The organism is Streptomyces sp. 2131.1 (assembly GCF_900105515.1).
In the GTDB taxonomy this organism is placed as follows: Bacteria; Actinomycetota; Actinomycetes; order Streptomycetales; family Streptomycetaceae; genus Streptomyces; species Streptomyces drozdowiczii.
Map to the genome: position 1 here is coordinate 4,564,774 of NZ_FNSY01000001.1, position 26,679 is coordinate 4,591,452.

Below are 26,679 nucleotides of genomic sequence, written 5' to 3' on the forward strand. Positions count from 1 at the left end.
GCATGACGACTGACGAATCGTCCCTGCACATCGGTTTCGATGTCACGCGGACCAAGGCGCTCCTGCGCGTCGGTGAGCCCTACCGCAGCGACCTCACGCGGCTCGCGGCCAGGTTCCCGGGCGGCAGCCCCCGTGGCCGTCTCGCCCTGGAGCTGGATCTCGATGACTTCTTGGTAGGCATCGACGTTCTGGCAGACTGGCCGCACCCCGAAACCGTGGTGTGGTCGGACGAACTGAGCGCGCTGGTAGGAGAGGTACTCGACGACGCCGACCGTGCCGAGGAGCAGCTCCAAACTCCCCGTCCGGCTGAGGCGTGGGACGACAGCGCCGTGGAAGCGGCGCTGGGAACCAGCTGGCGCGCTGACCTCACCGAGTTCCAGCGGCGGGACATCGCACGGCTGCTGTCGCTACGGCATGGTGCCAACTTCAGTGTTCCCGGCGCCGGAAAGACCCGCGTCGGACTGGCGGTGTATGCGGCGATGCGCGAGCGCGGCGATGTACGCAGGCTGTTGGTGGTGAGTCCCAAGTCCGCGTACGAGTCGTGGCTCTCGGAGAGTGATCTGTGCTTCAAAGAAGCGCCGTACACGGTCGTCATGGGGAAGAGCCCCGACCACCGGGCTGAGATCATGATCGTCAACTACGAGCGCCTGGACAGGTCGCTGGGAGCACTGGCGGAGTGGCTGCGGGGCACCCCGTCCATGATCATCCTTGATGAAGCGCACCGGATGAAGCTGGGGGCCCGGGGGACCTACGGAAGCGCCTGCATGGCGCTGGGGCCGCTGACCCGCCGACGCCTCATCCTCACCGGGACTCCGGCCCCGAACGGGGCCCGGGACCTGGAGAACCTTCTGTCGTTCGTCTGGCCCGGGCATGGGCGCAGGGTCGTGACCCAGGCTGTTGCCGGCGGCGATCTCGCTTACGCGAGCTCGGTGCTGCGGCCCCTCTTCACCCGGACGACGAAGAAGGAACTGGGACTGCCTCCCTTCGAGACGCGTATCCGGCGGCTGAAGATGCCGGAACTGCACCGGGAGGTGTACGACGCGCTGGTGGGCCGGTTCACGGCGAGGGCTGAGGCGTCGCGCGACGAATTTGATGCGTTGGGCAAGGCGATGCTTCGTCTTCTGATGGCTGCCACCAGCCCCGCGCTGCTCATCGAGAGCGAGAATCGCTACGAACCGCTGATCTACCAGGTGCCCCCGCTCGAGGTACCGGAAGGCGAATCCCTGTACGCGCTCATGCGCAACCTGCCCGCGCACGAGCTGTCTCCGAAGTACAAGGAAGCTCTCAATATCGTTGCGGCGAATGCCGCGATGGGACGCAAAACCCTTGTATGGGCGACCTTTGTCCGCAGCATCACCACCATGGAGAGCCTGTTCAGCGCCTACCAGCCGGCAGTCGTTCACGGTGGCACGCCGGACCGGGAGGAGCAGCTCAGGCGGTTCCGTGAGGATCCCGACTGTCACGTTCTCCTGTCCAATCCGGCCACCCTTGGCGAGGGCATCAGCCTCCATCACGTATGCCATGACGCTGTGTACGTCGACCGCGATTTCATGGCAGGTCGCTTCTTGCAGAGCCTGGACCGCATCCACCGCCTCGGGCTGGCGCCAGATACGCAGACGCGTGTCACCGTTCTCGCGGTGGAAGGCACGATTGACGAGGTGGTCGCCATGCGGCTTGAGGAGAAGCTCGAGTTCATGGGGCGCATCCTGGACGATCCCGCCGTTCAGCAGCTCGCCGATCTGGAAGACGAGCCTTCCGGAGCCGCTGGGATGGACATGGCTGACGTCCGCGCTCTGCTGAACCACGTCAATGCTGTCGCCGCCCACTGAGGCGACGCGCCTGGCGGCGCTCCGCTGGCTGGCTGAGCTGCGCGTGGCTGGAATTCCACGGGTGCGGGTGCTCTTCAGCCACCACCCAGGCTACGCGGATCTCACACCTGCCCAGTACGCCGAGGGCCTTGCGTGGCTCAGGCGGATGGGGATGGTGACCACTGCTGGCCGGCCGGTTGTGGATATTACTGATAGCGAGGCGGGGGACGGCGTGATGCCCGCGTCTGTCCCCGCCGTGCGGTGGAGCCCGGCCGCCGAGGAAGCGAGAAGGGTGGTCGGGGCGGCGGGGGAGCAGGCGTTACTGGGCGTTCTCCGTGAGGGCGGGGTGCCGCACGTCCGGCACGTGGCTGCGGAGTCGGACGCGTATGGGTACGACATAGCGGCTGCCCGGTCTGCTTCGGAGCGGGCGCACATCGAGGTCAAGTCGACTACGGACCCGACCCGTCTGGTGATTCACCTGACGCGTCACGAGTACGAGGTGATGGCGAGGGACGAGAGATGGTGTCTCGCTGCTGTTCTCGTCGGGCGCGACGGTAGTGCGGTGAACGTTGCCACGGTTGACCGGGTCTGGATCCACTCGGCTGTCCCCGTTGACCAGGCGAGGCGCGGGCGCTGGGAGTCAGTCCGGCTGGAGGTTCCCGCTCACGCCCTCGTGCCAGGACTGGCGACGGAAAGCTGTCGGTTGCTGCCGGACGGACTGCTGCCTCAGTGCCAAGTCTGGACGTGCCAACCCGCCCCGCCAGTGCTTGCCTGAGGTGCCGTGCCCAGCGACCGCCAGCCTGTGCGCTCAAATCCGATCCACTCGATGTTAGTTCGCTTGTTCGAATATGCTGAGTCTTGCGCCTGCCGGAGGGGCGTCGGAGTGCTGGGCGTGTCCCTTGTGACTGCCGCAAGGCAGGCCGAGGGGCGATGTCCCGGTAGGCTCTCCGGGTCTTACCTGCCAGCATTGGCCTGAAGTGGTTTCTGGTGAGGCCTGAACACTGAACGTACGAATGAGGAGACCGGAGCCGATGGGTCCCAGTGACGACGTGCTGACCTCGATCGAGATCTGCGCGGGGGCTGGAGGGCAGGCTATTGGCCTCCATCAGGCCGGCTTCAAGCACCTGGCTCTGGTCGAGATCGACCCCCATGCGGCCAAGACCCTCAAGGACAACATCGGTTCCCTGCCGGAGTGGAAGTGGGAGCGCGACTACTGTGACGTGATTTCCGGAGACGTCAACAACTTCGTTCCCATTGCTTCCGAGGGTGGGCGCGAAACGGATCTGGAGAAGTCGCAGAAGTATCTGGGTAAGCAACTTTCTAAGGGTGAACTTCACCTGCTTGCTGGCGGAGTGCCGTGCCCTCCCTTCTCTCACGCTGGAAAGCAACTCGGAAAAGACGACGAGCGTGATCTATTCCCGCGCATTCTAGAACTCACAGATGAACTCCGCCCCGAAGCGGTGATGATCGAGAACGTGCGCGGCATCAAGGATGCGAAGTTCGAAGAATATCGCACCTACATCGAAGCGCGTCTTCAGGGGGGTTGGGCCACGCACCCCGTGACCGGCATTGTCGAGGACTTCGAAGGGCTCGGCTATCGGGTCTGCGAGTGGGAGGTCCTGGAGGCCAGCGACTTCGGCGTGCCGCAGCTGCGCCCCCGGGCCGTCTTGGTGGCCATTCGCACGGATGTGCTGGGAGACCTGAAGTTCGTCTGGCCGACTGCCACGGGAAGCCCTGTGAGTGTCTTCCGCGCGCTTGAGACCTCTATGGAGCTCAGGTACGACCCTTACCTGAAAATGGGCGGAGCTGTCGCAATCCTGGCGGAAAAGCGCCTTAATAAGTGGAAGGAAAAGGCGCAGGCGGCGGAGAGTAAGAAGGACTTCGGGGTCGCTCCCACTCTGGTCGGCGGTTCCAAGAAGCACGGTGGTGCCGATCTCGGGCCAAGTCGCGCGAAGGCTGCCTGGACCGATCTTGGCGTCACGGCTGTGGGGGTCGCTAATTCGCACGAACTCAGTGTGGAGAAGAAGAGTCAGGACCGGGATCTCTTCAGGGAGACAGGTCCCATGCTCACGGTCGAGCAGGCCGCGATCATCCAGGGCTTCCCGTCCAACTGGAAGTTCTCCGGTGGCAAGACCGCGCAGTACCGCCAGGTCGGAAACGCCTTCCCCCCGCCCGTTGCTGCCGCAGTAGGCAAGGCCATCGCGGACGTGCTGCGAGCCGCCCATGAACGTGACCGCCGCAAGGCTGAGGCCGCTGGGGCGCTACCTGTGCAAGTGTCGCCGACGGTCGCGGACAGTGCTGACGATCTCCAGGGCGCACACGTCTGAGTCCTGGTGCTCCCAGAATCGCAGGACCACCCACCCGGCCTCGGCCAGGCGTTTGTCGGTGTCACGGTCCCGGGCCATGTTCCGGGCCACCTTGTCTGACCAGTAGCCCGGATTGGTCTTGGGCGGGACGTAGTGCTCAGGGCAGCCGTGCCAATAGCAGCCGTCGATGAAGACAGCCACCTTCACTGGACGGAAGACCAGATCAGCCGTCCGGCGCAGGTCGGGCAGGGGCCTGGCGGCGACGCGATAGCGCAGGCCGTTCGCGTGCACGAGTCGACGGATGAGCCGTTCCGGCTGAGTGTCCCGGCTGCGGATCGCCTGCATGTTCCGGCGGCGCGCCGCAGACGAAGCCCACGAGCCGTCTGGCGGGGTCCAGTCTGCGGGCTCAGACACCGGGATCACTCCAAGCTCACGTTCATCGGACTTCTATGGTGGCTTCACCAGGACGGGACGAGTCGATCGCCCGGAAGCGAACGTAGGGTACCGGCTTGTCCGACGGGCTGGCCGCTGAGATGAATGCCGCAGCCAGCACCACCTTCCCAGGGTCGATACTGCCGTCCGTCACCAGGTCCGCCGGACTTCCGATGCTCGGGTCGACCACGGGGTAAAGGAGCACAGCCCCACGGCGGGGCCGGTGAAGCTGGGTGGCGAACGGGTCGTCGTCGCTCAGGGAGCGGAGCCCGGCGATGCGCTCAGCGGACTGGCGATGGGCCACGCCGGAGATGCGGTTGAACACGCCGCGGGCGTTCCGTTTGCGCTGGACGAGGGTCAGGGGCTGGCTGCCAAAAATGCTGGCCGGCACACTCGTTGGTCCTGATGTCTGGGGAAGGATCAGTGCCCAGTCGTCAGTGGCGCAGCCGGCGTCGCTCGCATCGCGCAGATACGCCAGGTGAGGGGCGAAGAGGTCTGGGCGTCCCCAGGCGAGGCTGCTCATGACTTCCAGCATCTGAGTGTGGCTGAGAACCGCTGTCCTGGCGGGGTAGCGGGTGTAGCCGCCCCGGTCTTCGTCGGCGAGGGTGACGAAGACGGAGAGGTCCTCACTCAGCATCCCCAACGCCGCCCCCCAAGCCGCCACGTTCCCCCGCAGCTCCTCCGCCCCCACCGGGTAGGCCGTCGGCTCCACCCACTGGCCCGGGGAGCGGATCTCCACGAGCTCCGCGTTGAACATCTTGTTGCGGGCCGAGGGCTTGATCCAGGAGAGGTGCTGGGAGACCAATGGGGGGATCTGGGCCGGGGTGACCTGGGGTTTTCCATCCACCAGGGTGGCGTAGCGGGTCAGCTGGGTGCGGAACGTTTCTTCGTCGCGGCAGATGGCCTCGAAGGCTTCGTAGAGGTCGATCGTCCTCGTCTTGCCGAGGGGCTCCTCGCGGCCGATGTAGAGGCGGACCAGGTCGCGGTAGCCGGGGCGGAAGCCGAACCAGCGGCCCATCTGCATCAGGGTGTCGGCCTGCTGGGTGGTGCGGCGGTAGTACGTGACCGTCAGGCCCTCGACCGTGAAGCCGCGGGAGAGCTTCGTACCGCCGACCAGGATCTTCCACACGTGCGGGGTGCGCTCGAAGTCCAGGTCGGGCTGGTCGTAGTCGCGCTCGGTGTCGCCGTTGACCACGAGCACGGGGGTACCGCCCGCGTTTATGAGCTGACGGGCGCGCGAGACGTAGGCCCTCAGTTCCTCGTACGAGTCCGGCGTGGGCAGGTCCCCGTCCGCGAAGCGGTGGAAGTCGGAGGCGAAGAGGGCGGCCAGGCGGTCGTGGCCCTGGCGGCTCGTATAGGCGGCCTGGTGCCACATGGAGCTGATGCGCAGGGCGAGCGCCGTGTGCTCGGCCATTCGGACCGACTCGTGAACGAGCATCGTGTGGTGGCGGAACGGTCCTTCGGGCACGCCGTGATCGGCGCGGTACAGCTTGAGCGCGCCGGTGAGGACGAAGGCGTCCAGCGCATCCTGGAGGCGGTCGCCCGTGTCCGCGTAGATGCCGCGGATGTGCGTCTCCTCGGCGGTGCCCTCGTCCGTGTCGAGGTCGTGGAAGTCCTGGACGCCCATATAGCCGGTCGGGCGGGGGAGCGACACGAGGAAGTCGCGCGGGAAGATGTCCTCGCCGTCGCCCGGGTCGACGAAGACGTTGGCGAACGGGGTCGCGGTGTAGCCGACGTACTGGGCGCGCGGCAGCAGGCCGAGCAGCTGGGAGATCTGGCCGTTGATGGCCGTACGTGCGACCTTGCCGTCCTCCCACTTCTTCGGGTCCGTCGTGTTGACCGATGCCTGGTCCGACTCGTCGTCGATGATCAGCGCGGGAATCTCGGAGAGGATCGGGCCGATCTTCTTGAGGTCCTTGATCAGCTTGTCCAGCACGGACTTGTTCTTCTTCACCACCATGATCCGGGCCGCCGCACGGTGCAGGTTGGCCGGTGCGTACAGCGGCTCGGTGCGGGACTGCTTCTCGAACTCCAGGGCACGGATGCCGTTGAGCAGGCTCTTGTAGTCGTCGTCGCGCGTCGTGAGGCGCTCAATGTCGAAGGCGCCGAGTGTGGAGGGCCTGCCGCCATGGCCGACGAACTTCTCCGGCCAGTCCGCGTCCTCCTGGTAGTCGATGCCGACGAGGGCGTCCGGGTCCGCCGGGTCGGCACCGCGCAGGATGTTCTCCCGGCCGATCAGCTCCATGTCCAGCCGGCGCTGGGTCTGCCCCCGGAGCAGGTTCAGCGTGCCGCCGAGAACGATGACCAGGCGGTATCCGGCGTCGATGGCTTTCGCGGTGACGCCGGTGAAGTTGGCGGTCTTGCCCGACTGGACGTAGCCCACGACCAGGCCGCGCGCGCCGTACGCCTCGGGGCGGGTGGGGTCGGAGAGGCGCTCGACCACGGCGTGGCTCGCTTCGTCGAGCCCGGAGACGGCCACGTCCGGCCAGCCCTTGGAGCGCAGCAGCCGCTCGTAGGCGTTCCAGTAGAACGACCGCGCGGCGGCCGCGTCCCGCGAGTACCAGGAGACGAATTCCTTGCTGATGACCGTCGGGCCGGGCTCCTTGAACACCGGGACCGCGCTGTCGAGGGCCTTGCGCAGCCCGGCGCCGAAACCCAGCCGGTCGTACGTGTCCGAGCGGCGCGCGTCCGTCCGGGGCGGCGCCGCCGACCAGTCGGCCTGCTCGGCCAGGTCCCAGGCGGTCAGGGTGCGGTGCCACAGCGCGAGCAGCCCGTCGCCCGGGTCCGCGTTCAGGACGCGGTCCTGGAAGTGGGAGAGCGTGGTGTCGGCGGGTTCCTCGTCCTCGGAGAGCACGAAGGCGAGCTTGGCGAAGGACTTGGGCCCCCGTCGCATCGCTGCCAGCACGTCGCCGTGCAGGGTGAACAGGTGATCGGTCATGGCAGCGCCGCTCTCTTGGATCGGTACGGACGGGTGGAGGAGGTGTTCAGCGCTCCAGTTCGCAGCGCGCCGCCGTGACCAGGACGCTGTTCCACAGCGCCACGTTGTCGGTGTGGACGGCCCGGACCCGTTCCTTCTGGAAGATCTCGTTGACCATCAGGTAGAGCATGCTCTTGATCACCGGGGCGTCGTTCAGGCCCCCGCGCCGGCCGCCGTTGAGCACCTGTCGGTACTCCCTGTTGAGCCGGACTTCCCGGTGCTCGCGGTCGAGCTCGAAGAAGACGTCCAGGGGCAGGCTGTCCCAGCGGAACGCGATCGGGTCCTCGCCCTCCAGCTCCGGCAGCTCGTCGCGCAGCGTCCGCCGCAGCTTCGGGTCCATCCCCTTGCCGGCCGGCAGGACCGCCTTGCGCTGCGGTTCGGTGGCGCGGCGGGCGGCCTCCCGGTACGTGAGTGCCGCCTCCTGCACGTACGCGGCGAAGGCACGCCCTGCGGAGTCCACGGCCTGCTCCAGGCCGCGGGCGAACGCGGGGGTGACGGTCACGCCGTCCTTCTTCACCGTGAGGTTGAAGACGTCGTTCGGCGCGGACGGCAGGTCTACGGCGATCCGCGCGAGCGCGAGGTGCCCCTCCGGACTGCGGGTGCCGTTCCAGCCGCCCGCCTGGACGAGGCGGTCGTTGCGGTAGATGTAGAAGCCCTGGCGCTCGGCGAGCGGGCCGATGCCCCGGTAGCTGACCAGCGGGGACTTCGGCGGCCAGATGTGCGCGGTCAGCTCGACCCCGCCGACGCCCTCGACCGGCGCCGCGTACGTACGGGGGTAGCCGGCCCGGCCGGGCACCCGGTAGCCGAACGGGTCGATGGGCTCGACGCCCCGGTGGTCCAGCTCCTCCTTGGTGCGTACGTCCTCGACCACGATGTCGATGTTGAAGCCGTCGCGGGCCAGGAAGCGGTGGAGGTAGAGCCCCAGGTGGGTCTCCAGCTTCTCGATCGCGTCGTTGAGATAGCGGTCGGTCTGCCCGGTGGTGACGGTTTCGAAGGCGCGGACCCGGTCCCAGCGCACGATCGTGCCCTGCCACTGGATGATCCCGTCGTAACGGTCCACGAGGTCCTGGCAGTACCCCGGGTCGACGATGTCGCAGCTGAAGTCGGCCTGGGCGCGGGCCGTCAGCCAGCGGCGGCCGGTGGAGGGGCTGCGCTTAGTGCGGCTGATCACGGTGAGCGAGTCGGCGTGCGACAGGGACGCCGCCTTGAGTCCCGCGCCGAAGTGGCCGAGCGCCGAGTCGTCGTAGCCCTGCCGGCCGCCCACCGTCATCGCGGTGTCCAGGGCGTCGTCGTCCATGCCGCAGCCGTCGTCGATGACGAGCAGACTGACCAGCCGGTCGTCGTCGCGCAGGAGGCTCACGACGACGTTTCGGGCGCCCGCGTCGATGGAGTTGTCGACGAGGTCGGCGATGGCCGCCTCGAATCCGTACCCCTGGTGTGTCAACGACTCGACGTACCGGGCTGTCGGCGGGAGCCGCTTGGCTCCGGTGGTGGGGACCTCGAACTGCCAGTCGGCAGAGGGCTGATACGCCGCCATGGAGCCTTCCTCGCGCGCACGACAGAGCTGAGACCTGCGTGGGGAGGTGCGGCCCTGATGAGTAGATGGAATGTGATGGTATTGCAAAGGTGGGACAGCCGGGAATCCCGGGAAACAATTGCGCTGCTCGCCGCCCCTACGGCCCGGAGGTGGCTTCAGCGGCGGCATCGACCACCGCCCGAGTCGCCCCCCGGGTCAGGGCCGGGGTGCTGAGTACGTCGGTGTTGTCGAGGAACTGGTCCGCGGCGCCCGTCATCGGCAGGGCGCGGACCGTCGGGTCGGTGATGTGGGCGGTCAGGGCCGCGGTGAAGCGTTCGGCGTGCAGGACCTGGAACGGGCGGTCGTGGTACGGCCGGGTCGTGGGGTCGACGGGGGTGGTGAGGCCGAGGCGGTTGTGGGCGGCGGCGACGGTCTCGTAGGCGCGGGCCAGGTGGTGTTCGCGGGTGTGCCAGTCGGTGGCGGCGAGGGCGGCGGTGAGGAGCGGGGTGAGCGCGGGGGCCTCGGGGGTACGGGCGAAGGCGCTGCCGAGCCATTTGCCGTACGGCGGGTAGCGGCGGCCCATGAGCAGGCAGAGCCGCATCAGGTCGCGTACGAGACGGGCGGCGACGACCGCGGAGCCGAGTTCGTCGCCCACCTCGCCGCAGCGGCCGACGAAGGCCTCCTCCTGGGAGACGCGTTGCCACTGGCAGGCGAGGAGGTGGAGCCACAGGTCGTGGGGGTACCAGTCGAGGGCGGCCCGGGCCGGTGCGAGGCGGTCGAGGCCGTCGTGGAAGACGGCACCGGCGGTGACCTCGGCGAGGCGTTGCGTGGGAGCGGCCAGCCAGTCGGTCACGGTGATGTCCCGGCCGGGGTCGAAGCCCAGCCGGGCGGTGAACCAGGCGCCCGGGTCGGTGACTTCGACCCGGTGGGACACCGGCCCTGCGGTCTCCCGCATGACCCCGATGCCAGCGTCGGCGGTGGTGGTGAAGTGCGTGGGGTAGCCGTGGAACGTCTTCGGCAGGCGTTCGGAGAGCAGCGCCGTGATCGCCGCCCCGTGGCGGGCCACGTCCCGCGGGTGCAGGAAGACCTGGAGGCGGGGCCCCCACTCGTGGTCGGCGGAACGGGCGGTGTCGAACCCGAGAACCTCCGAACCGCTGCCGAGGCGCGCGGCGGAGTGCGCGATCCCGGGCACGGCCTCCGCGAGCAGCGGCCGTACGGCTTCGAGGTAGAAGCGACGCGAGAGTTCCAGGCCGGGGACGAAGGGCGACGTGGTCATGCTGTAGAGAGTGCCGGACAGGCGTGTGACCGGCGAAGGCTTTTCAGTCCGCAGCCGGGTACGCGGGCACGCGCCGGTGGTCGAACGACGAACCCGGAGCCATGGTCCTCGGTCCGGGAACGGGTGGGTGTCCGATCAGGGGCGATCCGCGGGTGGACGGTCGCAGACGGCCGTGCGGCCCGTGGCGGCCCGGCGGGAGGTGCCCGGGTAGCCGCCCGCTCGCAAGACCCTGTCGATCCCGGTGTTGACGGTCTCCGCGCAGCGGGCGGCGGCGCGCAGATCGCGCAGGGCTCTCACCAGGGCGGTGTTGTCGCGCGTCTTCACAGCCTGCGTGCAGCCGCGGTTGCCGGTATCCGCCCAGGTGACCATCCGGTGCCAGTCGGCTCGCAGGAGCGGGTCGGCGGGTATCCGGAACCAGACCGTCTCGAACCAGGCGGCCCTGCCCCAGTCGAAGCAGACCGGGGACACCGTCCGGTGCAGCGTGCCCCAGGGGTCCTTGGAGGACTGCGCCGCGCGGAGGACGGCGGTCAGCCGGCTGTCGTACGCCACCGCGAGGTTGATGAGGTCGTCGCCGGTCAGCCGGTACCAGGCCCGGATCTGCCGCACGCGGGCGGCGTCCGACAAGTGCGGCTCGGGGAGCCCCCAGTACAGCACCAGGTTGCGCTGGGAGGTGAGCTGGTTGGTCGTGAAGCCGAGCCGGTACCTTCCCACGGCGCCCTGCGTCGCGGTGCCCGCGAGCGCCACCGCGCACAGCAGGGCCACCGCGACCCGGACGCGGCGCCGTAGGGCGGGCAGGGGTTCCTCCGGCGGCCGTCGACGGCGCCGGAGGACGGCGGCCGACGCGATGAGGACGGCGGCCGACGCGATGAGGACGGCGGCGAGCGCGGACAGGACCAAGGCGTTGTTCAGCGCGAAGTCGTACGGGAACAGCGGCCTTCGCCAGGCCGGCCGCCAGGCGCAGCTGTCCGAGAGGACGGCCAAGGGGGCGACGCATCCGTCCACCGACACGAGAAGGGTCATGCCGGTGAGGCCCAGCAGGGCCGTCGTCTGGGCGGCGATCAGCGCGCCCAGCAGGCGGTATCGGCGGTCCGCGGTGCTCGCCACCGCCGCGGCCGCGGCCGCGGGCAGGCAGAGCGCCGCGAGCAGGAGGAGCAGATAGCGGTACGCGTAGAGCCCGCCCCGTGCGGCCGGCGGGGGTTGCCCGGTGTGTACGTATGCCTGGATACCCGCCACGGCCACGCAGGCCAGCACCCCGCCCAGCAGCCCGGGCCGCAGGACCTCGCGCAGCGGGGCCGCAGAAGCTTCGCCGTAAGCCGCCCGGTCCGGCACCCAGCGGGGGGTGCCGGTCGCCGGACCGCTCGCCCAGGCCAACAGCGGAACCGTCCACAGGACGGTGATCGTGAGCGCGCCCATCGGCGTCTCGGCGATGTTGTCCAGTTGCGGCGCGAACACGGTGAGGCCGGGAATCGCGCTCAGGTCCCCGGCCGGTGCCTGGGACGGCAGCCACTGCGTGATCGCCCGGGCCATCATCTCGGCGCTCGGTGCGTCCCTGTTGAGGCTCGTGGCCCCGGCGAGCAGCCACCAGGTGAGCCACGACATCATGGCGAGAGCGGCGGCGGCCACGCACGAGGCGAGGGCGGGCCGCAGAGTCCGGCCCCTGGCCGTCGCGGCCCACAGGCGCGCGCACTGGGTCACCCACCAGCCGAACGCGGCCCCCGCCGCCACCGGCACGAGCAGAACCGGCGGCCGCTGCGGCAGCCAGCCCCAGCCCGAGCCGAAACCGCTCAGGACCAGGCCGGCCGACATCCCGGCACCCAGCCACGCCCCGGCCCAGGCACCGGAGGGCACCCGGGTACCGGTCAGCAGCGCGTACACCACCGCCCGCCACAGGGCGACCACGACCACGCCGGTCACCAGCACACCTGGGACGATCACCAGGACCGTCATCAGGTTGTTGGTGAAGTTGACGCGGTACTGGGCGATCTGCATAAGCACCTGTGGCACAGCCAGAGCGGGCACGGTACCGATGAGGAAGACCGGCAGGAGCGCGACACGGAACAACGGCGCCGGATCGGCCAGCGCGCCCCGGCGCAGACCCCACCGCGGATGTGTACGCCACAGTTCGGTGAACGAGCCGAGTGCGCCGCGTACCGCGTTGGCGGGCGGTGGGGCGGTGACGGACCAGCCGACCGGGTCCGCGCCCCAGCGCACCGCGGCCAGGTCGGCGTAGATCTCCCGGCTCCGCAGCGCGTCCGAGCGGGCGAGGTACAGCAGCACGACCAGCACGACGGCCAGCACCGCGGGCCGGCCCAGCCGTAGCGAGCCACCACTCGCCACGATGCCGTGGACGACGTAGCCGAGACAGAGCAGGTACGGCAACAGCACCAGCCCGAGGAAGACCCGCCACAGGGCGACCGTGAGGTACGTCAGGGTGACGTCACGGTTGGCGATGTGGGCGAGCTCGTGCAGCAGCACCGCCCGGAAGCGTTCCGGATCGGTGCGCCGGACGGAGAGCAGGCCGCCGTGCAGGCAGACGACCGGGCGGCGGGTACGCCCGAAGACCACGGCGCCGACCGAGGCCGCCGTCGGATCGACCACGAACCGCGGCCTCGGCGACACGCTCGCGGCGGCGCACAAGTCACCCACAAGGGAGCCGATCCCACCGTCCTTGTCGACCGCCCCCAGTGGGACGACACGACTCCTTCGGGCCTTCCACAGGGGCAGTACCGCGAAGAGCAGGCCGGCCGCGACCATCAGTACCAGGGGCCAGCCCGCGATCTGCCACCACGGCGGCGCGGGCGCCCAGAGGGACAGGCAGAAGCGGGTGGCGGTCATCTGGCCGGAGGTACTGAGCGATGTGTTCCAGTAGCTGCTGTCGGTGGGGTCCACACCCGCGGCGAGACCGCAACCGGCCTGGTCCCCGTGGGACATGACCTGGAACACTTCCAGGATCATGGCCCCGGACGCGGTCAGCATCAGAAGCAGCAGGGTGACGAACCGGGGGCCCGTTCCCGCGCCGAGGACTCGCTCGTCGACCCGGAACGGCTCGTCCGGCCCGGGTAAGGCCGCCATCTAGCCCCGCCCGGTGGCCGGTCCGGGGTCATCCGGCTCGTCCGGCGGATCCGGCTCCGCTGCGGCGGGCGCCTCCGGCTCCTCGGCCAGCACCAGCCGGGCCACGACCGCGTCGGCGATCGCCTCGGCCTGTGCGGTCTCCAGCCCTCGCTGCCTGCCCGTCGCCAGGACCTGGGCACGTACCGCTGCCAGCTGTTCCCGCGTCAACGGCGGTATCCCGGCCGCCGGAACCGGCCGCCGCCGCGGCACCAGCCGTCGCATCATGGCCGTCACTCCCTGGGAGATACGCGTCGCCGTCGACTCCGCCGTCCGTTGCGCCACCCCGTCGAGTACCAGCCAGACCACGGGTGCCACCAGCGCGGCGGCCTCGCCGACCCCGAATCCCAACGGTGTGTGGCGTCCGCCGCCGCCGCGGCGCAGCCGCCGCACCACCGTGGCGTCGTCGAACCGGCAGAGCCCCTCCACGAGCGGGAGTTCGTCGGGCGCGAGCTCCGTCACGACCGCACGCACCACATCACGCACCAGCGGACCGGACCGGTCGTCGGCGGTCACATCGGTTCCGGATCCCACTCGTCGCCCCCAGACGTCCCGAGCCGATCCCGGCCCGCAGTGAAACGGCCTCCGACCCAGCACTGTCCCACGTGAGGTGACGGGTCGACAGGGCTTCGGCAGGACCGCGTCACGCAGCCTCAGTCACGAGTGCGATTTCAGGCCGACGGGCACTTTCCTGTCGCGACGTGCAGGGTGACGTTTTCCGAGGGGTCGTACGGTTCGCCAGGTTTCGGGCTCTGGCTGCAGATCTCTCCGTGCACCCGAGAGATTTCCTGCTGGTCGACAATGCCGGGGCCTCCGTAGAAAACATCGATGAAGCGGCTGTTGTATCCCTTCTTCAGGAGCTGGGCGTAGGACTTGTCGAAGTCCTTGCCTATGAGATCGGGCGTCCTGGGGGCGGGGACATGGGCGTTCCAATGAGACGGGCACGTTTCCCCGCGCGGGACAGCACCGAAATCAACGGAGTCCGGACCGTCTCCTTCTCTCGTCAAACAAGCCCTCCACAGTTCCGCGTGCTGCAGATCCACGGTCCGTCCGAGGTCCGTCGCATCTCGGACGGAGTAGCCGAGGTCCTTCTCGACGGCTTCCTTCATTTTTACGGGCAGACTGTCCGGAGGCAGGGGCGTGGACGCGGGTCCACTTCGCGTGGCTGAGGCCGTGCCGTCGGATGAATGGTTCGAACAGGCTGCGCTCAAGGCGGTGACCGCCAAGATCAAAGCCATGCTCCTGCCAAGCGTTTTCGATTTCATGTCCTGCTTTCCCGTTACTGTGCGCTGCGCAGTACAAGCCCGCCGGTTTACCCCACCCGCCCCCCATGGCACTCCCGGTACGACTCTCCCGACCCGCACCAGCACTTCCCGCTCTTCGGCGGCGGCCACGGCACCGCGCGGCCGCGGGCGGCCAGGGTCGTGGCGTACTGGGGGAGCAGGTCCGGGTCCGCCGGGGACGCGGCCTCGGAGGCGGCGAACGCCTCGTACGACGGGACCGTGCCCGTGACGATGCCGAGGTTCGGGGTGCCCGCCGCCTGGAGGTCGCGCAGTGCGGTCTCCAGGCGGGCCAGGTGGTCCGGGTGCGAGGTGTACTCGCTGCCCAGGCCCGGGTACGCGGTGAGCAGTTCGCGCAGTTCGTCCGCCGGCCAGTGCAGCACCGCCACCGGGAACGGGCGGGACAACGCCGTGCGGTACGTGCCCAGTTCGGCGCGCAGGCGGGTGATCTCGGCGCGCAGCTCGCCCGGGTCCGAGGAGCCCAGGGACCACAGGCGCTTCGGGTCGTGGAGCTCGTCCAGCGGGACCGCAGCCGTGTGCAGGGTGTCGGCCAGCTCGTCCCAGGCGTCGTGCGGGGCGCCCATCAGGCGGCGCACCCGGTGGCGGCCGGTCAGCAGCGACTGGGTCTGGTACGGGACCTCCTCGCCCGGCGCGATCAGCAGGCGCAGGGCCGTGGAGAACAGGTCGTGGGCCGCGTTCAGCTCGTCGTGGGCCTCCAGCGTCTCGGCCGCGATCTCCCACGGGGCCGCCTCCTGCGGGGCCGCCACGCGGACGCCGTCGATCAGCGCGCGCGCCTCCGCCTCGTGGCCGTACTCCCAGAGGTTCGCGGCGCTGAGCGCCTTCACCAGGTGGGGGTGCTCGGTGCCGGGGGCGTTGAGCAGTTCGTCGTAGAGCGTCGTGGCGCGGGCGCGGTCACCGGCGAGTTCCAGATGGGCCGCGGCCTGGAGGAGCAGCGGTTCGTGGTCCTCGGGGTACTGCGCCGCGGTGCGGAGCAGACGCTCGGCTTCGGAGATGTGGTCGGCAGGGGTGTCGGGGCGCATGAACCACACCGTACTGCTGTGCGGGGGCGTGGCGGGGGCCGCTCCGCAGGCCCGCGGCGTGAGCCCGGTCGCGGCCCGGGGGTGTTGACGGCCACCGGCCCGCGAGGTCTCGCGACCGTCCGCGACGGACCCGCCGCCGACCCTCTAACGTGTCTCCTCGTGCTCAGACGACGTCCGCAGTTGCTGTGGTTGCTGGTCCCCTATGTCCTCTACCTGGGGGCGCTGCCGTTCGTGAACCGGGTGAGACCCGTCGTGCTCGGGCTGCCGTTCCTCTTCTTCTGGCTGCTCGGGGCGACCGTTCTGACCCCCGTCGCCGTGTGGCTGACCCGGCGGGGTGACCGCCGGTGAACGCCGCCGTCGCGACCTCCGTCTTCGGGGTCTTCATGGTCGCCACCGTCGCACTCGGGCTGCTCGCCGTACGGGGCAGGCGTGGCGGGGGAGGGCTCGCCGAGTGGTCGGTGGGCGGGCGGAGCCTGGGGACCGTGTTCATCTGGGTGCTGATGGCCGGTGAGGGCTACACCAGCTTCAGCTACCTCGGCGCCGCCGGCTGGGGCTACAACTACGGGGCGCCCGTCCTGTATGTCGTCGCGTACATGTCCTGCGGGTACGCCGTCGGCTACGTCGTCGGGCCGATGCTCTGGGCGTACGCGCGCAAGCACGGTCTCGTCGGGATCACCGACATGGTGGCGCACCGCTTCGGGCGGCCCTGGCTCGGCGCGCTCGTCGCCGTGCTGGCGACCGTGTTCCTGCTTCCGTACATCCAGCTCCAGATCACCGGCATGGGCGTCGTCGTCTCGACGATCTCCTACGGGGCCATCAGCCTGAACTGGGCGTACTTCATCGCCTTCGCCGTCACCACCGGCTTCGTCGTCGTCAGCGGGCTGCGCGGCAGCGCCTGGGTGTCCGTGCTGAAGGACCTGCTGGTCATCGTCACGCTCGGGTTCCTGGCGATCTACGTGCCCGTGCACTACTTCGACGGCTACGGGCCCTTCCTGGACCGGCTCGTCACCGAGAAGAGCGAGTGGCTGACCTTCCCCGGGCACGGGGACAGCGGCCTCGGACAGGCGTGGTTCATCACGACCTCGTTCCTGAACTCGCTGACCGTCGTGATCTTCCCGACCACCGTCGCCGGCTACCTCGGCGCGAGGAACGCCGACGTGCTCCGCCGCAACGCGATGTGGCTGCCGGCCTACAACGTCCTGCTCTTCGTCCCGATGCTGCTCGGCATGGCGGCCCTGTTCGTGGTGCCGGGGCTCGTCGGCGCCGAGTCCAACCTCGCCCTCTTCAAGCTGGTCACGGACTCGCTGCCCGCCTGGTCCGTCGGGATCATCGGGGTCGCCGCCGCGCTCTCCTCGATCGTGCCCATGGCGGTGTTCATGCTGGTCATCGGCACGATGTGGGGCCGCAGCGTGCTCTCCCTCGTCCCGCGCTGGGAGCGGCGGCAGAAGGGCGCCGCGCAACTGGTCGTCGTGGTCGCGGGCTCCCTCGCGCTGCTCCTCACGTACACCGCCCCCAACACCCTCGTACGCCTCTCGCTCATCTCGTACGAGGGCATGGCGCAGCTGCTCCCCATGGTGCTGCTGGGGCTGATGTGGCGGCGGCTGACCCTGCTCGGGGCGATGTCCGGGCTCGTCGTCGGAGTCGGCGTGGTGTGCGGGTTCGTGTTCATGGAGAACGACCCGGTGTGGGGCGTGAACGCGGGCATCGTCGCCCTCGCCGCCAACCTGGCCGTCGCGCTGGTGGTGACGTACGCGGGTCCGCGCGAGCGCGACGAACGGCCGGACGACGAGGTGCTGGCCCGGGACGAGTGGGAGGCGGACCGGGAGGTCGTCAACGTACGTTGACACCCGTGCGCGGTCGTGTATAACGGATGGACCGGCGGAGGCGAGTACGGAAGGGAGGCACCGTCCATGGACACCAGCGCCATGAACCGCGTACGCGGCGGTCTCTCCCGCGTGCTGCGCCCCGCGGGCCTGCTGCTGTTCCTCCTCACCGAGGTGCTCCTCGCCGAGGGCGGCAGCCTCTCCGCCGCCGTCGCGCTCGCCGCCACCGCGGCCGCCGGCACCGCGCTCGCCGCCTGCTCGGTCATCAGTGCCCGCTGCGCCACCCCGGTGCCCCGCACCCGGGTGCGCACCGCCATGCGCGACCGGGAGAAGCGCACCGCGTTCCTCCCGCAACGGGACCCGGACGCCCAGGGGCGCCGCCGCCCCCGAGCCCCGGGCCACGCCCTCCCGACGGCCGCGTAAGGGCGTACCGACCCCTTCGCGGACCCGTCACGCCGAATCAACATCCCCGGCACGACGAGACCCTCGGAGGGCTCACCCATGTCCGCCTTCATGTCCGCTTTCGCCAGTCTGGTCGGCGCCCTCGCCGACCTGCTCCACCCGCTCTTCCAGAACGCGTCCACCGCCGCCGCGATCGTCCTGTTCACCGCGCTCGTCCGGCTCGCCGTGCACCCGCTCTCGCGGGCCGCCGCGCGCGGGCAGAAGGCGCAGCGCCGGCTCCAGCCGCAGATCGCGGAGCTCCGCAAGAAGCACGGCAAGGACCGCGAGCGGATGCAGAAGGCGCTCATGGAGCTGCACCGCGAGGAGAAGGTCTCGCCGCTCTCCGGCTGCCTGCCGAGCCTGCTCCAGATGCCCGCGTTCTTCCTGCTGTACCACCTCTTCTCCAGCCAGAGGATCGGCGACAAGGCCAACGCGCTCCTCGGCCACCAGCTCTTCGACGCCCCGCTCGGCGAGCGCTGGCACGACGCCCTGTCGCACGGCGGGATGTTCGGCGCGCAGGGCCTGGTCTACCTGGGCCTCTTCGCGCTCGTGGCGGCCGTCGCCACGTTCAACTACGGGCGTACGAAGCGCCAGATGGCCGCCAACCCGGTCACCCCGGCCACCGGCCCCGACGGGCAGCCGATGCCGGGCATGGGCGCGATGAACCGGCTCATGCCGCTGATGTCCTTCTTCACTCTCTTCACCGTCGCCTTCGTGCCGCTGGCCGCCGCGCTGTACGTGGTCACCAGCACCACCTGGACCGCGATCGAGCGGGCCTTCCTGTACCGCGACATGCCCGCCCCGGGTGCCGCGGTCGCCACGGCCGCGTAACGGCGGCGCCGGGGGCGGCCCGGTCCAGGTTGTGAACAGGGTCTTGCGGAGTGATCGGATGTCTTGGAGGATCGGACAAGCCTGCGATGGCCGCCACCCATCCGACGGGCCTGATCCCGACCGAGGAGAGAAAGACTCGTGAAGCTGCTTCGTGTGGGTACGGCCGGTGCGGAACGACCGGCGCTGCTGGACGAGGGCGGAACCCTGCGTGACCTGTCGGGCGTCGTCCCCGACATCGACAGCGCGCTGCTCGCCGACGAGGACGCGCTCGCCCGGGTACGCGCCGCCGCGGCCGCCCCCGACGGGCTGCCGGTGCTCGACGCCGAGGGGCTCCGGGTGGGCCCGCCGCTCGCCCGGATCGGCAAGATCGTGTGCATCGGGCTGAACTACCACGACCATGCCACGGAGACCGGGGCGGCGATACCGGACGAGCCGATCCTGTTCTTCAAGGCCCCGGACACCGTGGTCGGGCCCGAGGACACCGTGCTCGTCCCGCGCGGCAGCGTGAAGACTGACTGGGAGGTCGAGCTGGCCGTCGTCATCGGGCGCACCGCGCGCTACCTGGAGACCGCCGAGGAGGGCCTCGCCCACGTCGCCGGGTACGCGGTCGCCCACGACGTCTCCGAGCGCGAGTTCCAGATCGAGCGCGGCGGCACCTGGGACAAGGGCAAGAACTGCGAGACGTTCAACCCGCTCGGCCCCTGGCTGGTCACCGCCGACGAGGTCGCCGACCCGCAGGCCCTCCCGCTGAAGCTCTGGGTCAACGGCGAGCTGAAGCAGGACGGCACCACCGCCGACCAGATCTTCCCGGTCGGCGAGGTCGTCCGCTATCTCAGCCGGTTCATGACGCTCTACCCGGGCGACGTGATCAACACCGGCACCCCGGCCGGCGTGGCCATGGGGCAGCCCGAGCCCAAGCCGTACCTGCGGGCCGGTGACGTCGTCGAGCTGGAGATCGACGGCCTCGGCCGGCAGCGGCAGGAGCTGAAGGACGCGTAAGGCACCCCGATACATCGGAGGGGTGGGGTCCGTCGCGTACGGACCCCACCCCTCCGCGTACGTCAGCCGCCGATGCGCGACGCGAACTGCTCCAGCGCCTCCACGACCAGCGCGTGGTCCTCCGCCTGCGGCAGGCCCGAGACCGTCACCGAGCCGATGACGCCCGCGCCCTCGACCGCGATCGGGAACGAACCGCCGTGCGCCGCGTACACGTCCGGGTCGAGCCGGGACGCCTCGTCGAACGTCGTCCCCTTCGCCCGGAACCGCGTCCCCACCAGGTAGGAGCTCTCCCCGTACCGCTCGACGACCCGGCGCTTGCGGTCGATCCACGCGTCGTTGTCCGCGCTCGACCCCGGCAGCGCGGCGTGGAACAGCTGCTGCGCCCCGCGCCGGATGTCGATCGCCACCGGTGCGTGCCGCTCCCGGGCCAGCGCGACGAGCAGCCCGCCCAGCGCGTACGCGTCGTCGTAGCCGAAGTGCGGCAGGGTCAGCCTGCGCTCCTGGGCGATCAGCTCGGAGATGGTCGGAGCGGTGGGGTTCATACGGGCTGCTCCTCGGATACGGGGGCGGAGGCGCCGGTGGGCCGCAGAGTGACGGTGATCCCCTCGCGGGCCGAGCGGCGGGCCGCCTCCAGGACGTCCAGCGTCTCGGCGGCCTGGAGGGCGGTCACCGGATTGTCGCCCGTCCCGCGCAGCGCTTCGTTGACCGCCGCGTAGTACGCCGGGTAGTCGCCCGGGAGCGTGCGGACCGGGGTGCCGCCGCCCGTGAGCGGGGACTCGCCCGCGCCGAGCCGGCCCCAGAGCTCCTCGGGCTCCTCGCCCCACGGCCCGCCGTCGGTCGGCCGGGCGCCCTCGCGCAGGGCCGCCTCCTGGGGGTCGAGTCCGTACTTCACGAAGCCGGCGGCGGACCCGAGCACCCGGAAACGCGGGCCGAGCTGGGCCGTTGTCGCGCTCACGTACAGATGCGAGCGGACGCCCGAGGCGTGCGTGATCGCCACGAACGTGTCGTCGTCGGCCGCCGCGCCCGGACGCCGCAGATCCGACTCGGCGTACACCTGCGCGGCCGGGCCGAACAGGGTCAGCGCCTGGTCGACGACATGGCTGCCGAGGTCGTACAGCAGCCCGCCGATCTCGCGCGGGTCGCCCGACTCGCGCCAGCCGCCCTTCAGCTGCGGGCGCCACCGCTCGTACCGGGACTCGAAGCGCTGGACCTCGCCCAGCGCGCCGTCCGCGAAGAGCGCGCGCAGGGTGAGGAAGTCGTTGTCCCAGCGGCGGTTCTGGAAGACCGAGAGCAGCAGCCCGCGCTCCTCGGCCAGCGCCGCCAGCTCCCGCGCCTCGGCAGCCGTGCCCGCGACCGGCTTGTCCACGACCACCGGAAGCCCGGCTTCGAGGGCGGCCCGCGCGAGCGGTACGTGGGTCCTGTTCGGCGACGCGATGACGATCAGGTCGAGCTCGTCGGCCCGCTGCCACAGCTCGTCGGGGGCGTCGGCGAAGCGGACGTCCGGGTGGGCGGCGCGGGCCTGGGCGCGGCGCTCCTCGTCGCGGGTGACGACCGTGTCCAGGACGAGGCCGTCGGTCGCGGTGATCAGCGGGGCGTGGAAGACGGACCCCGCCAGGCCGTAGCCGACGAGTCCGACGCGCAAAGAGGTCATGACCCCACTTTGGCAACGCTGTTGCCAAAGTGCAAGCGCAGGCCACAATGGGACCGTGAACAGGAGCACTACCGGCGTGAACCTCCCCGCCCTGCGCAGCCACAACGCGGCCCTCGTCCTCGACCTGCTGCGCGTGGCCGGCGAGCCCGGCATCAGCCGGCTCGAACTCGCCGAGCGCACCGGGCTCACCCCGCAGGCCGTCAGCAAGATCACCGCCCGGCTGCGCGCCGAGGGGCTGGCCGCCGACGCGGGCCGCCGCGCCTCCACCGGCGGCAAGCCCAGGACCGTGCTGCGGCTGGTCCCCGAGGCGGGGCACGCGGTGGGGCTGCACCTGGACCGCGACGGGCTGACCGTGGTGCTCGTCGACCTCGCGGGGGCGGTCGCCGCGAGCCGTACGGCCCCGCTGGACTTCGGGGCCCCGGCGGACGAGGTGCTCGCGGCCGCCGCCGGGGCGGTCGAAGCCGTACGCGGGGACGGGACGCCGCCGGTGCTCGGGGTGGGCGTCGCCGTGCCGGGGCCGCTCGACCACCGGGGCGGGGTGCTGCACCGGGTCACCGGATTCCCGCAGTGGGACGGGTACCCGCTGCGCGACGCGTTCGCCGCCCGGACCGGGCTGCCCGTCGTCCTCGACAAGGACACCAACGCCGCCGCCCTCGGCCTCGCCCTCGGGGCGGACGGCCCCGCCGACTTCGCCTACCTCCACCTCGGCACCGGCCTCGGCGCGGGGCTCGTCCTCGGCGGCACGGTCCACCGGGGCGAGCGGACGGGGGCGGGGGAGTTCGGCCACCAGACCGTGCAGCTGGACGGCGTCCGGTGCGACTGCGGGGGCCGCGGCTGCCTGGAGGCGCTGTGCCTGGCCGCCGTCCACCGGGGCGACACCGCCGAGGCCGCGCGGGTGCTCGGGACCGGCGCCGCCAACCTCGTCGGGCTGCTCGACATCGACCGCGTGGTGCTGGGCGGCCGCACGGTCGCCGCCGACCCCGACGCGTACGTACGCGGGGTGCGCGCGGTCCTCGACGAACGCGCCCGCCGCGACGGTGTGCGCGGCACCCCGGTCCCGGTCACCGCCCACCGCGAGGGCGACCGCCCGGTCGCGGAGGGCGCGGCCCAGCTGGTGCTGGCCCCGGTGTTCGGGCGGGTGGGCGCGGCGGGGCCGCCTGCGGCGGGCTGAGCTGGGGTGCCTGCGCCCGGGGGCGGCCGTTCCCGGGGTGCCCGCGCCCGGGGTGCCCGCGCCCGGGACGACCGCGCCGGGATGCCCGCGCCCGGTGCGGCCACGCCGGGATGCCCGCTGGGGGCACCCGCGCGGGGGCAGCGCCGGGGCACCCGCGCCGGGCGCCCCTCCTCCGCCGTCCGGGCGCACCCCCGCCCCCCTCCGGGCGGCCCCCCGGCACGCCTGCGCCAGGTGCTCGCGCGCGCGTGGCAGCGTCGGCCACCCCGAGGAGTCCGGAGCCGCGCCGCACGCGGCGCCCGGCGCCCCGCGCCCCGACCGGCCGTTGCCGTACGAAGTGGAGGCTGCCGCGCCATGCCCCCCGAAACAGCTGAGCCCTCCGAGCCCAACGAACCCCCCGGCGCCGGGCGCACCCGGCACGGGCTCGCGCTCGGGCTCGCCGCCGCCAGCGTCATGCCCGTGGTCCTCGGCGGGGCGACCGCGTCCGCCGTACCGCAGCGGAGTCCGGTCGCCGGTCCCGCCACCCGGCTGAGCCCGGCGGCCGCGCCCGCATCGGCCGCCGCCGACCAGCGGCCCGCCTGCGGGAACCCCGAGTCGGCCGACTTCCCCATCGACACCCGGATTCACGGCGGACCCGACACCTACGCCTCCGGCGGCGGCTACGGCACCTGGTTCCTGGACCTGACGAACACGACTACCGAGTCCTGCCGGGCGATCCACCCCGTGCTCGTCCTCACCGACGAGGACCGGGCGCTGACCTCGGACCAGATCCAGCTGGAGTTCTCCGAGCGCACCCGCCCCGGCGTCGAGCACCGCGTGACCTGGGAGACGACCGACCGGGACGAGCACATCGGCGTCTTCGGGGGCGACGGCGACGACGCCTTCCCCGGCTTCACCGTGCCCGCCGGGCACACCGTCACCGTCCAGGTCCGGCTGGCCTTCACCTCCGACACGAGCCCCGGCCGGATCACCGCGAACGCCGCGATCGTCCAGCGCCGGGGCTCGGGGAGCACGCCGGGCGGCGACGGGGAGTGGGTCGGCGAGTCCGAGGACTACCCGTTCACCGTGGTCGACGAGCACAGCGACGGGGACGGCACGGACACCGGCGGGACCGGCGAGACGGACGGCGACCGCGAGAGCGCGGACGGAACGGGCAGGGAGAACGTGGGCGGCACCGGCGAGGACGAGGAACAGGGGAGCGGCACGGTGAAGGGCAAGGGCGACGAGGGATACGCGGACCCCGGCACCACGAGGCGCCCCGTCCCGCCCGGCACCGACCCGGCGGGAGTCCCGCAGCTCGCCAACACCGGCATCTCTGTCCCCGTACCGCTCCCCGCCCTCACCGTCTCCGGCTTCCTGATCGGCGGCGGCGCGATGGTCCTGACATCCCGCCGGACCCGCCGCACGAAAAGCTGAGCGTCCCGCCGGACCCGCCAAGCCCTCAACTGGTCATCCGCGCCGTTCCGGCAGTACCTCCAGCTCGAACAGTCGGCCTAAACTCAGGGATGTCGGCGCTGCACAACGCGGTGCCGCCGGCGTCCCCGCACCTGGCGTACGGCAACTGGAGTCCCACATGGCAGAGCGCAAGCCGATCTCGTCCTGGCTCACCGACATGGACGGGGTCCTCATCCACGAGGGCACCCCGATCCCCGGTGCCGACGCCTTCATCAAGCGGCTGCGTGATTCGGGACTGCCCTTCCTGGTCCTGACCAACAACTCGATCTACACCGCCCGCGACCTGCACGCCCGGCTGAACCGCATGGGCCTGGACGTGCCGGTCGAGAACATCTGGACCTCCGCGCTGGCCACCGCCCAGTTCCTGGACGACCAGCGCCCGGGCGGCACGGCGTACGTCATCGGCGAGGCCGGGCTCACCACCGCGCTGCACGACATCGGGTACGTCCTCACCGACCACGACCCCGACTACGTGGTGCTCGGCGAGACGCGGACGTACTCCTTCGAGGCGCTCACCAAGGCGATCCGGCTGATCAACGCCGGCGCCCGGTTCATCTGCACCAACCCGGACGAGACCGGCCCCTCCGCCGAGGGCCCGCTGCCCGCGACCGGCTCCGTCGCCGCCCTGATCACCAAGGCGACCGGCAAGGCCCCGTACTTCGCGGGCAAGCCGAACCCGCTGATGATGCGGACCGGGCTCAACGCGATCGGCGCGCACTCCGAGTCCAGCGCCATGATCGGCGACCGGATGGACACCGACGTGCTGGCCGGCCTGGAGGCGGGCATGCAGACGTTCCTGGTGCTCACCGGACTGACCACGGTCCCGGACATCGACAAGTACCCGTTCCGCCCGTCCACGGTCGTCGACTCCATCGCGGACCTCGTCGACCTCGTCGACCTGGGCTGACACCGGATTACGTGGAGGGCGCGGCCCCGTACCGCGGCCGGGCCCTCCACTCCACCGGCCCAGCGCCCCCGCTCTGCGGATGCGAAAAGCCCCGGCGCGCGTGAACCTGCCATCAGGAGGTTCACGATGCGTTCCATACCCCTCACGTTCTGTGCCGCCGCGCTGGCCGCGGCGACCCTGGTGCCGATCCCCGCGGCACTGGCCGAATCCGGCTCCGGCCACGAGGACTCACGGTCCCGCGCCACCCTGTCGGTCTCCCCCTCGTCCGTCGCCCCCGGCCGTGAGGTCGACCTGGAGCTGTCCGGCTGCAAGGCCAAGGAGGCCAAGGGGAACTCCGACGCCTTCGTCTCCGAGGTGCGCTTCTCGGCGGGCAACGACCGGACGCTCTACGCCGAGGCGAGCATCCGCTCGGACGCCGAGCCCGGTGACTACGACGTCGAGGCGATCTGCAAGGACGACAAGCACACCAAGGCGACCGCCACGGTCACCGTCGTCCACCGCGAGCGCCCCATGCCCGTCGCCCCGGTCCACGCGGGCGGCGGCGGCACCGCCGTGCTCGCGAGCGAGACCGCCGAGCAGGACGGCCCCGGCACCACCCACGAGGTGATCGGCCTCGGCCTGGCCGCCGTAGCCGCGGTCGCCGTCGCCTACCGCAGCGTGCGCCGTCGCCGCCCGGCGGCCGACTGACATGACCGCATCGGAGGACTCGGCGGGTCACGGCAGGCTGCTCACCGGAGTGGCCTGGGCCGTGATCCTGCTGGGCCTGTGGCTGTGGGGCCGCGGCATCACCGACGGCTCGGGCATCGGCTCGGCCCCGACCACCGGCGACGTCGCCGCGGTCGGGCGCCCGCTCGGCGTCCCGCTGCCCCCGGCACACGCGCCGATCAAGGGCGTGACACCGCAGAGCGTCGAGATCCCCTCGCTCGGCGTCCGGGCCCCCGTCGTCCCCCGGAGCCTGGACGCGGAGGGCGCCATCGAGCCGCCGTCCTTCGACACGCCCCAGAGGGTCGGCTGGTACGGCAGCGGCACCCGGCCCGGCGCCGAGGGCCCCGCCCTGTTCGTCGGCCACGTCGACACCGAGACCAAGCCGGCCGTCTTCTACGGGCTCAGCGCGGCCCGCCCCGGCGCGAAGGTCGACGTCACCCGCACCGACGGCACGGTCGCCGAGTTCACCATCGACGACGTCCAGGTCCTCACCCGCGCCCGGTTCGACGCCCACAAGGCGTACGGGCCCCGCAAGGACGGCCGGGCCGAGCTGCGGCTGATCACCTGCGGCGGCACCTACGACCGCGAGTCGCACTCGTACACCGCGAACGTGGTCGTCTCCGCCTACCTCACGGCCGAGAAGCCCACGGGCAAGGCCGCCTGAGCCCGCCCCCGGTACCGGGCCCGGCCGCCGCCCGTCCCCGGGTGGCGGCCGGGCCGGTCCTCGACCGCGGTGCGCGGGCCGCGGGAGTGGCCCGGCGCGGACACGGGAGGTCTGCGGACATCGAAGGCCCGGGGCGTCCGGTCCGCCGCACGCCCCACTGTAGGGGGACACGCCCGCCTCGCCCACCGGATTTCTGACGTTACGTCGATAACCGGTCACCCTCCGCACGCGGCGAAGCGCTTGCGGAGGCGCACCCGAGAACGACCAAGGCCCCCTCGCGGAAGCGAGGGGG

The 26,679-nt window shown here is 71.2% G+C and carries 23 protein-coding genes; 13 read left to right on the plus strand and 10 right to left on the minus strand.

Annotated features, from left to right (window positions below; genetic code table 11):
- Positions 1–2 precede the first annotated feature (2 nt).
- The 3 genes from BLW14_RS20555 to BLW14_RS20565 all read left to right on the plus strand — a co-directional run bounded on the left by BLW14_RS20555 (position 3) and on the right by BLW14_RS20565 (position 4,135).
- Positions 3–1,829 carry a DEAD/DEAH box helicase gene (locus BLW14_RS20555; protein WP_093708688.1) on the plus strand — a complete coding sequence of 609 codons (1,827 nt, stop codon included), beginning with the start codon at positions 3–5 and terminating at the stop codon, positions 1,827–1,829.
- Positions 1,830–2,043: 214 nt separating this feature from the next.
- Positions 2,044–2,583 carry a protein NO VEIN domain-containing protein gene (locus BLW14_RS35765; RefSeq protein ID WP_371128129.1) on the plus strand — a complete coding sequence of 180 codons (540 nt, stop codon included), beginning with the start codon at positions 2,044–2,046 and terminating at the stop codon, positions 2,581–2,583.
- A gap of 256 nt (positions 2,584–2,839) precedes the next feature.
- Entirely contained in the window at positions 2,840–4,135 is a 1,296-nt protein-coding gene (locus tag BLW14_RS20565) for a DNA cytosine methyltransferase (RefSeq protein WP_093708690.1), read from the plus strand.
- On the opposite strand, the gene BLW14_RS20570 is transcribed toward BLW14_RS20565, so the two are convergent.
- The 8 genes from BLW14_RS20570 to BLW14_RS20605 all read right to left on the minus strand — a co-directional run bounded on the left by BLW14_RS20570 (position 4,070) and on the right by BLW14_RS20605 (position 15,743).
- Complete coding sequence (locus BLW14_RS20570; RefSeq protein WP_371128130.1) at positions 4,070–4,534, minus strand: very short patch repair endonuclease; 465 nt, start codon at positions 4,532–4,534, stop codon at positions 4,070–4,072. The genes BLW14_RS20565 and BLW14_RS20570 overlap by 66 nt on opposite strands.
- A 16-nt stretch (positions 4,535–4,550) precedes the next feature.
- A complete protein-coding gene (locus tag BLW14_RS20575) occupies positions 4,551–7,484 on the minus strand; it encodes a Z1 domain-containing protein (RefSeq protein WP_093708691.1) in 2,934 nt (977 codons plus the stop codon).
- A 46-nt stretch (positions 7,485–7,530) separates the two neighbouring features.
- Entirely contained in the window at positions 7,531–9,060 is a 1,530-nt protein-coding gene (locus BLW14_RS20580; protein WP_093708692.1) for an ATP-binding protein, read from the minus strand.
- 136 nt (positions 9,061–9,196) lie between these two features.
- Complete coding sequence (locus tag BLW14_RS20585) at positions 9,197–10,315, minus strand: DUF4037 domain-containing protein (RefSeq protein WP_093708693.1); 1,119 nt, start codon at positions 10,313–10,315, stop codon at positions 9,197–9,199.
- A gap of 135 nt (positions 10,316–10,450) precedes the next feature.
- Entirely contained in the window at positions 10,451–13,387 is a 2,937-nt protein-coding gene (locus tag BLW14_RS20590; RefSeq protein ID WP_093708694.1) for a M56 family metallopeptidase, read from the minus strand.
- Positions 13,388–13,939, minus strand: coding sequence for a hypothetical protein (locus BLW14_RS34555; protein ID WP_177154040.1), 552 nt, complete (start codon positions 13,937–13,939; stop codon positions 13,388–13,390).
- A gap of 155 nt (positions 13,940–14,094) precedes the next feature.
- Positions 14,095–14,532, minus strand: a complete 438-nt coding sequence (locus BLW14_RS20600) for a PASTA domain-containing protein (protein ID WP_256332849.1) — start codon at positions 14,530–14,532, stop codon at positions 14,095–14,097.
- A gap of 203 nt (positions 14,533–14,735) precedes the next feature.
- Positions 14,736–15,743, minus strand: a complete 1,008-nt coding sequence (locus tag BLW14_RS20605; RefSeq protein ID WP_093710798.1) for an SEC-C domain-containing protein — start codon at positions 15,741–15,743, stop codon at positions 14,736–14,738.
- 189 nt (positions 15,744–15,932) lie between these two features.
- On the opposite strand from BLW14_RS20605, the gene BLW14_RS20610 reads away from it, so the two are divergent.
- From BLW14_RS20610 to BLW14_RS20630, 5 genes are all read left to right on the plus strand, one after another.
- Positions 15,933–16,091 carry a DUF3311 domain-containing protein gene (locus tag BLW14_RS20610; protein ID WP_078617706.1) on the plus strand — a complete coding sequence of 53 codons (159 nt, stop codon included), beginning with the start codon at positions 15,933–15,935 and terminating at the stop codon, positions 16,089–16,091.
- The gene (locus tag BLW14_RS20615; protein WP_093708696.1) at positions 16,088–17,587 is read left to right on the plus strand and encodes a sodium:solute symporter family protein; all 1,500 of its coding nucleotides are present in this window, start codon (positions 16,088–16,090) and stop codon (positions 17,585–17,587) included. The genes BLW14_RS20610 and BLW14_RS20615 overlap by 4 nt, the downstream gene beginning before the upstream one ends.
- A 66-nt stretch (positions 17,588–17,653) precedes the next feature.
- Positions 17,654–17,989 carry a DUF6412 domain-containing protein gene (locus BLW14_RS20620; RefSeq protein WP_093708697.1) on the plus strand — a complete coding sequence of 112 codons (336 nt, stop codon included), beginning with the start codon at positions 17,654–17,656 and terminating at the stop codon, positions 17,987–17,989.
- A gap of 78 nt (positions 17,990–18,067) precedes the next feature.
- Positions 18,068–18,838 carry a YidC/Oxa1 family membrane protein insertase gene (locus BLW14_RS20625; protein ID WP_093708698.1) on the plus strand — a complete coding sequence of 257 codons (771 nt, stop codon included), beginning with the start codon at positions 18,068–18,070 and terminating at the stop codon, positions 18,836–18,838.
- Between the two features lie 138 nt (positions 18,839–18,976).
- Positions 18,977–19,837, plus strand: coding sequence for a fumarylacetoacetate hydrolase family protein (locus BLW14_RS20630; protein ID WP_093708699.1), 861 nt, complete (start codon positions 18,977–18,979; stop codon positions 19,835–19,837).
- A 62-nt stretch (positions 19,838–19,899) separates the two neighbouring features.
- Here BLW14_RS20630 and BLW14_RS20635 read toward each other — a convergent pair whose 3' ends face one another.
- Complete coding sequence (locus tag BLW14_RS20635) at positions 19,900–20,379, minus strand: heme-degrading domain-containing protein (protein ID WP_018518004.1); 480 nt, start codon at positions 20,377–20,379, stop codon at positions 19,900–19,902.
- Positions 20,376–21,488 (minus strand): Gfo/Idh/MocA family oxidoreductase, encoded by a 1,113-nt coding sequence (locus tag BLW14_RS20640; protein WP_093708700.1) that lies wholly within the window; start codon positions 21,486–21,488, stop codon positions 20,376–20,378. The genes BLW14_RS20635 and BLW14_RS20640 overlap by 4 nt, the downstream gene beginning before the upstream one ends.
- A 55-nt stretch (positions 21,489–21,543) precedes the next feature.
- Between BLW14_RS20640 and BLW14_RS20645 the strand changes: the two genes are divergently transcribed.
- From BLW14_RS20645 to BLW14_RS20665, 5 genes are all read left to right on the plus strand, one after another.
- Positions 21,544–22,659, plus strand: coding sequence for an ROK family transcriptional regulator (locus BLW14_RS20645; protein WP_093708701.1), 1,116 nt, complete (start codon positions 21,544–21,546; stop codon positions 22,657–22,659).
- 351 nt (positions 22,660–23,010) lie between these two features.
- Positions 23,011–24,072, plus strand: a complete 1,062-nt coding sequence (locus tag BLW14_RS20650) for a hypothetical protein (protein ID WP_093708702.1) — start codon at positions 23,011–23,013, stop codon at positions 24,070–24,072.
- Positions 24,073–24,229: 157 nt separating this feature from the next.
- Positions 24,230–25,018: an HAD-IIA family hydrolase gene (locus BLW14_RS20655; RefSeq protein ID WP_093708703.1), complete on the plus strand. Its 789-nt coding sequence runs from the start codon at positions 24,230–24,232 to the stop codon at positions 25,016–25,018.
- 126 nt (positions 25,019–25,144) lie between these two features.
- Positions 25,145–25,705 carry a hypothetical protein gene (locus tag BLW14_RS20660; RefSeq protein ID WP_093708704.1) on the plus strand — a complete coding sequence of 187 codons (561 nt, stop codon included), beginning with the start codon at positions 25,145–25,147 and terminating at the stop codon, positions 25,703–25,705.
- A gap of 1 nt (position 25,706) precedes the next feature.
- The gene (locus BLW14_RS20665; protein WP_093708705.1) at positions 25,707–26,387 is read left to right on the plus strand and encodes a class F sortase; all 681 of its coding nucleotides are present in this window, start codon (positions 25,707–25,709) and stop codon (positions 26,385–26,387) included.
- The last annotated feature ends 292 nt before the right edge of the window (positions 26,388–26,679 follow it).

Bases quoted from the DNA above. Each gene is read 5' to 3' on its own strand.
- BLW14_RS20555 (WP_093708688.1), top strand. From the start codon at position 3: ATGACGACTGACGAATCGTCCCTGCACATCGGTTTCGATGTCACGCGG.
- BLW14_RS35765 (WP_371128129.1), top strand. From the start codon at position 2,044: ATGCCCGCGTCTGTCCCCGCCGTGCGGTGGAGCCCGGCCGCCGAGGAA.
- BLW14_RS20565 (WP_093708690.1), top strand. From the start codon at position 2,840: ATGGGTCCCAGTGACGACGTGCTGACCTCGATCGAGATCTGCGCGGGG.
- BLW14_RS20575 (WP_093708691.1), bottom strand. From the start codon at position 7,484: ATGACCGATCACCTGTTCACCCTGCACGGCGACGTGCTGGCAGCGATG.
- BLW14_RS20580 (WP_093708692.1), bottom strand. From the start codon at position 9,060: ATGGCGGCGTATCAGCCCTCTGCCGACTGGCAGTTCGAGGTCCCCACC.
- BLW14_RS20585 (WP_093708693.1), bottom strand. From the start codon at position 10,315: ATGACCACGTCGCCCTTCGTCCCCGGCCTGGAACTCTCGCGTCGCTTC.
- BLW14_RS20590 (WP_093708694.1), bottom strand. From the start codon at position 13,387: ATGGCGGCCTTACCCGGGCCGGACGAGCCGTTCCGGGTCGACGAGCGA.
- BLW14_RS20600 (WP_256332849.1), bottom strand. From the start codon at position 14,532: ATGAAGGAAGCCGTCGAGAAGGACCTCGGCTACTCCGTCCGAGATGCG.
- BLW14_RS20605 (WP_093710798.1), bottom strand. From the start codon at position 15,743: ATGCGCCCCGACACCCCTGCCGACCACATCTCCGAAGCCGAGCGTCTG.
- BLW14_RS20620 (WP_093708697.1), top strand. From the start codon at position 17,654: ATGGACACCAGCGCCATGAACCGCGTACGCGGCGGTCTCTCCCGCGTG.
- BLW14_RS20625 (WP_093708698.1), top strand. From the start codon at position 18,068: ATGTCCGCCTTCATGTCCGCTTTCGCCAGTCTGGTCGGCGCCCTCGCC.
- BLW14_RS20635 (WP_018518004.1), bottom strand. From the start codon at position 20,379: ATGAACCCCACCGCTCCGACCATCTCCGAGCTGATCGCCCAGGAGCGC.
- BLW14_RS20640 (WP_093708700.1), bottom strand. From the start codon at position 21,488: ATGACCTCTTTGCGCGTCGGACTCGTCGGCTACGGCCTGGCGGGGTCC.
- BLW14_RS20650 (WP_093708702.1), top strand. From the start codon at position 23,011: ATGCCCCCCGAAACAGCTGAGCCCTCCGAGCCCAACGAACCCCCCGGC.
- BLW14_RS20655 (WP_093708703.1), top strand. From the start codon at position 24,230: ATGGCAGAGCGCAAGCCGATCTCGTCCTGGCTCACCGACATGGACGGG.
- BLW14_RS20660 (WP_093708704.1), top strand. From the start codon at position 25,145: ATGCGTTCCATACCCCTCACGTTCTGTGCCGCCGCGCTGGCCGCGGCG.
- BLW14_RS20665 (WP_093708705.1), top strand. From the start codon at position 25,707: ATGACCGCATCGGAGGACTCGGCGGGTCACGGCAGGCTGCTCACCGGA.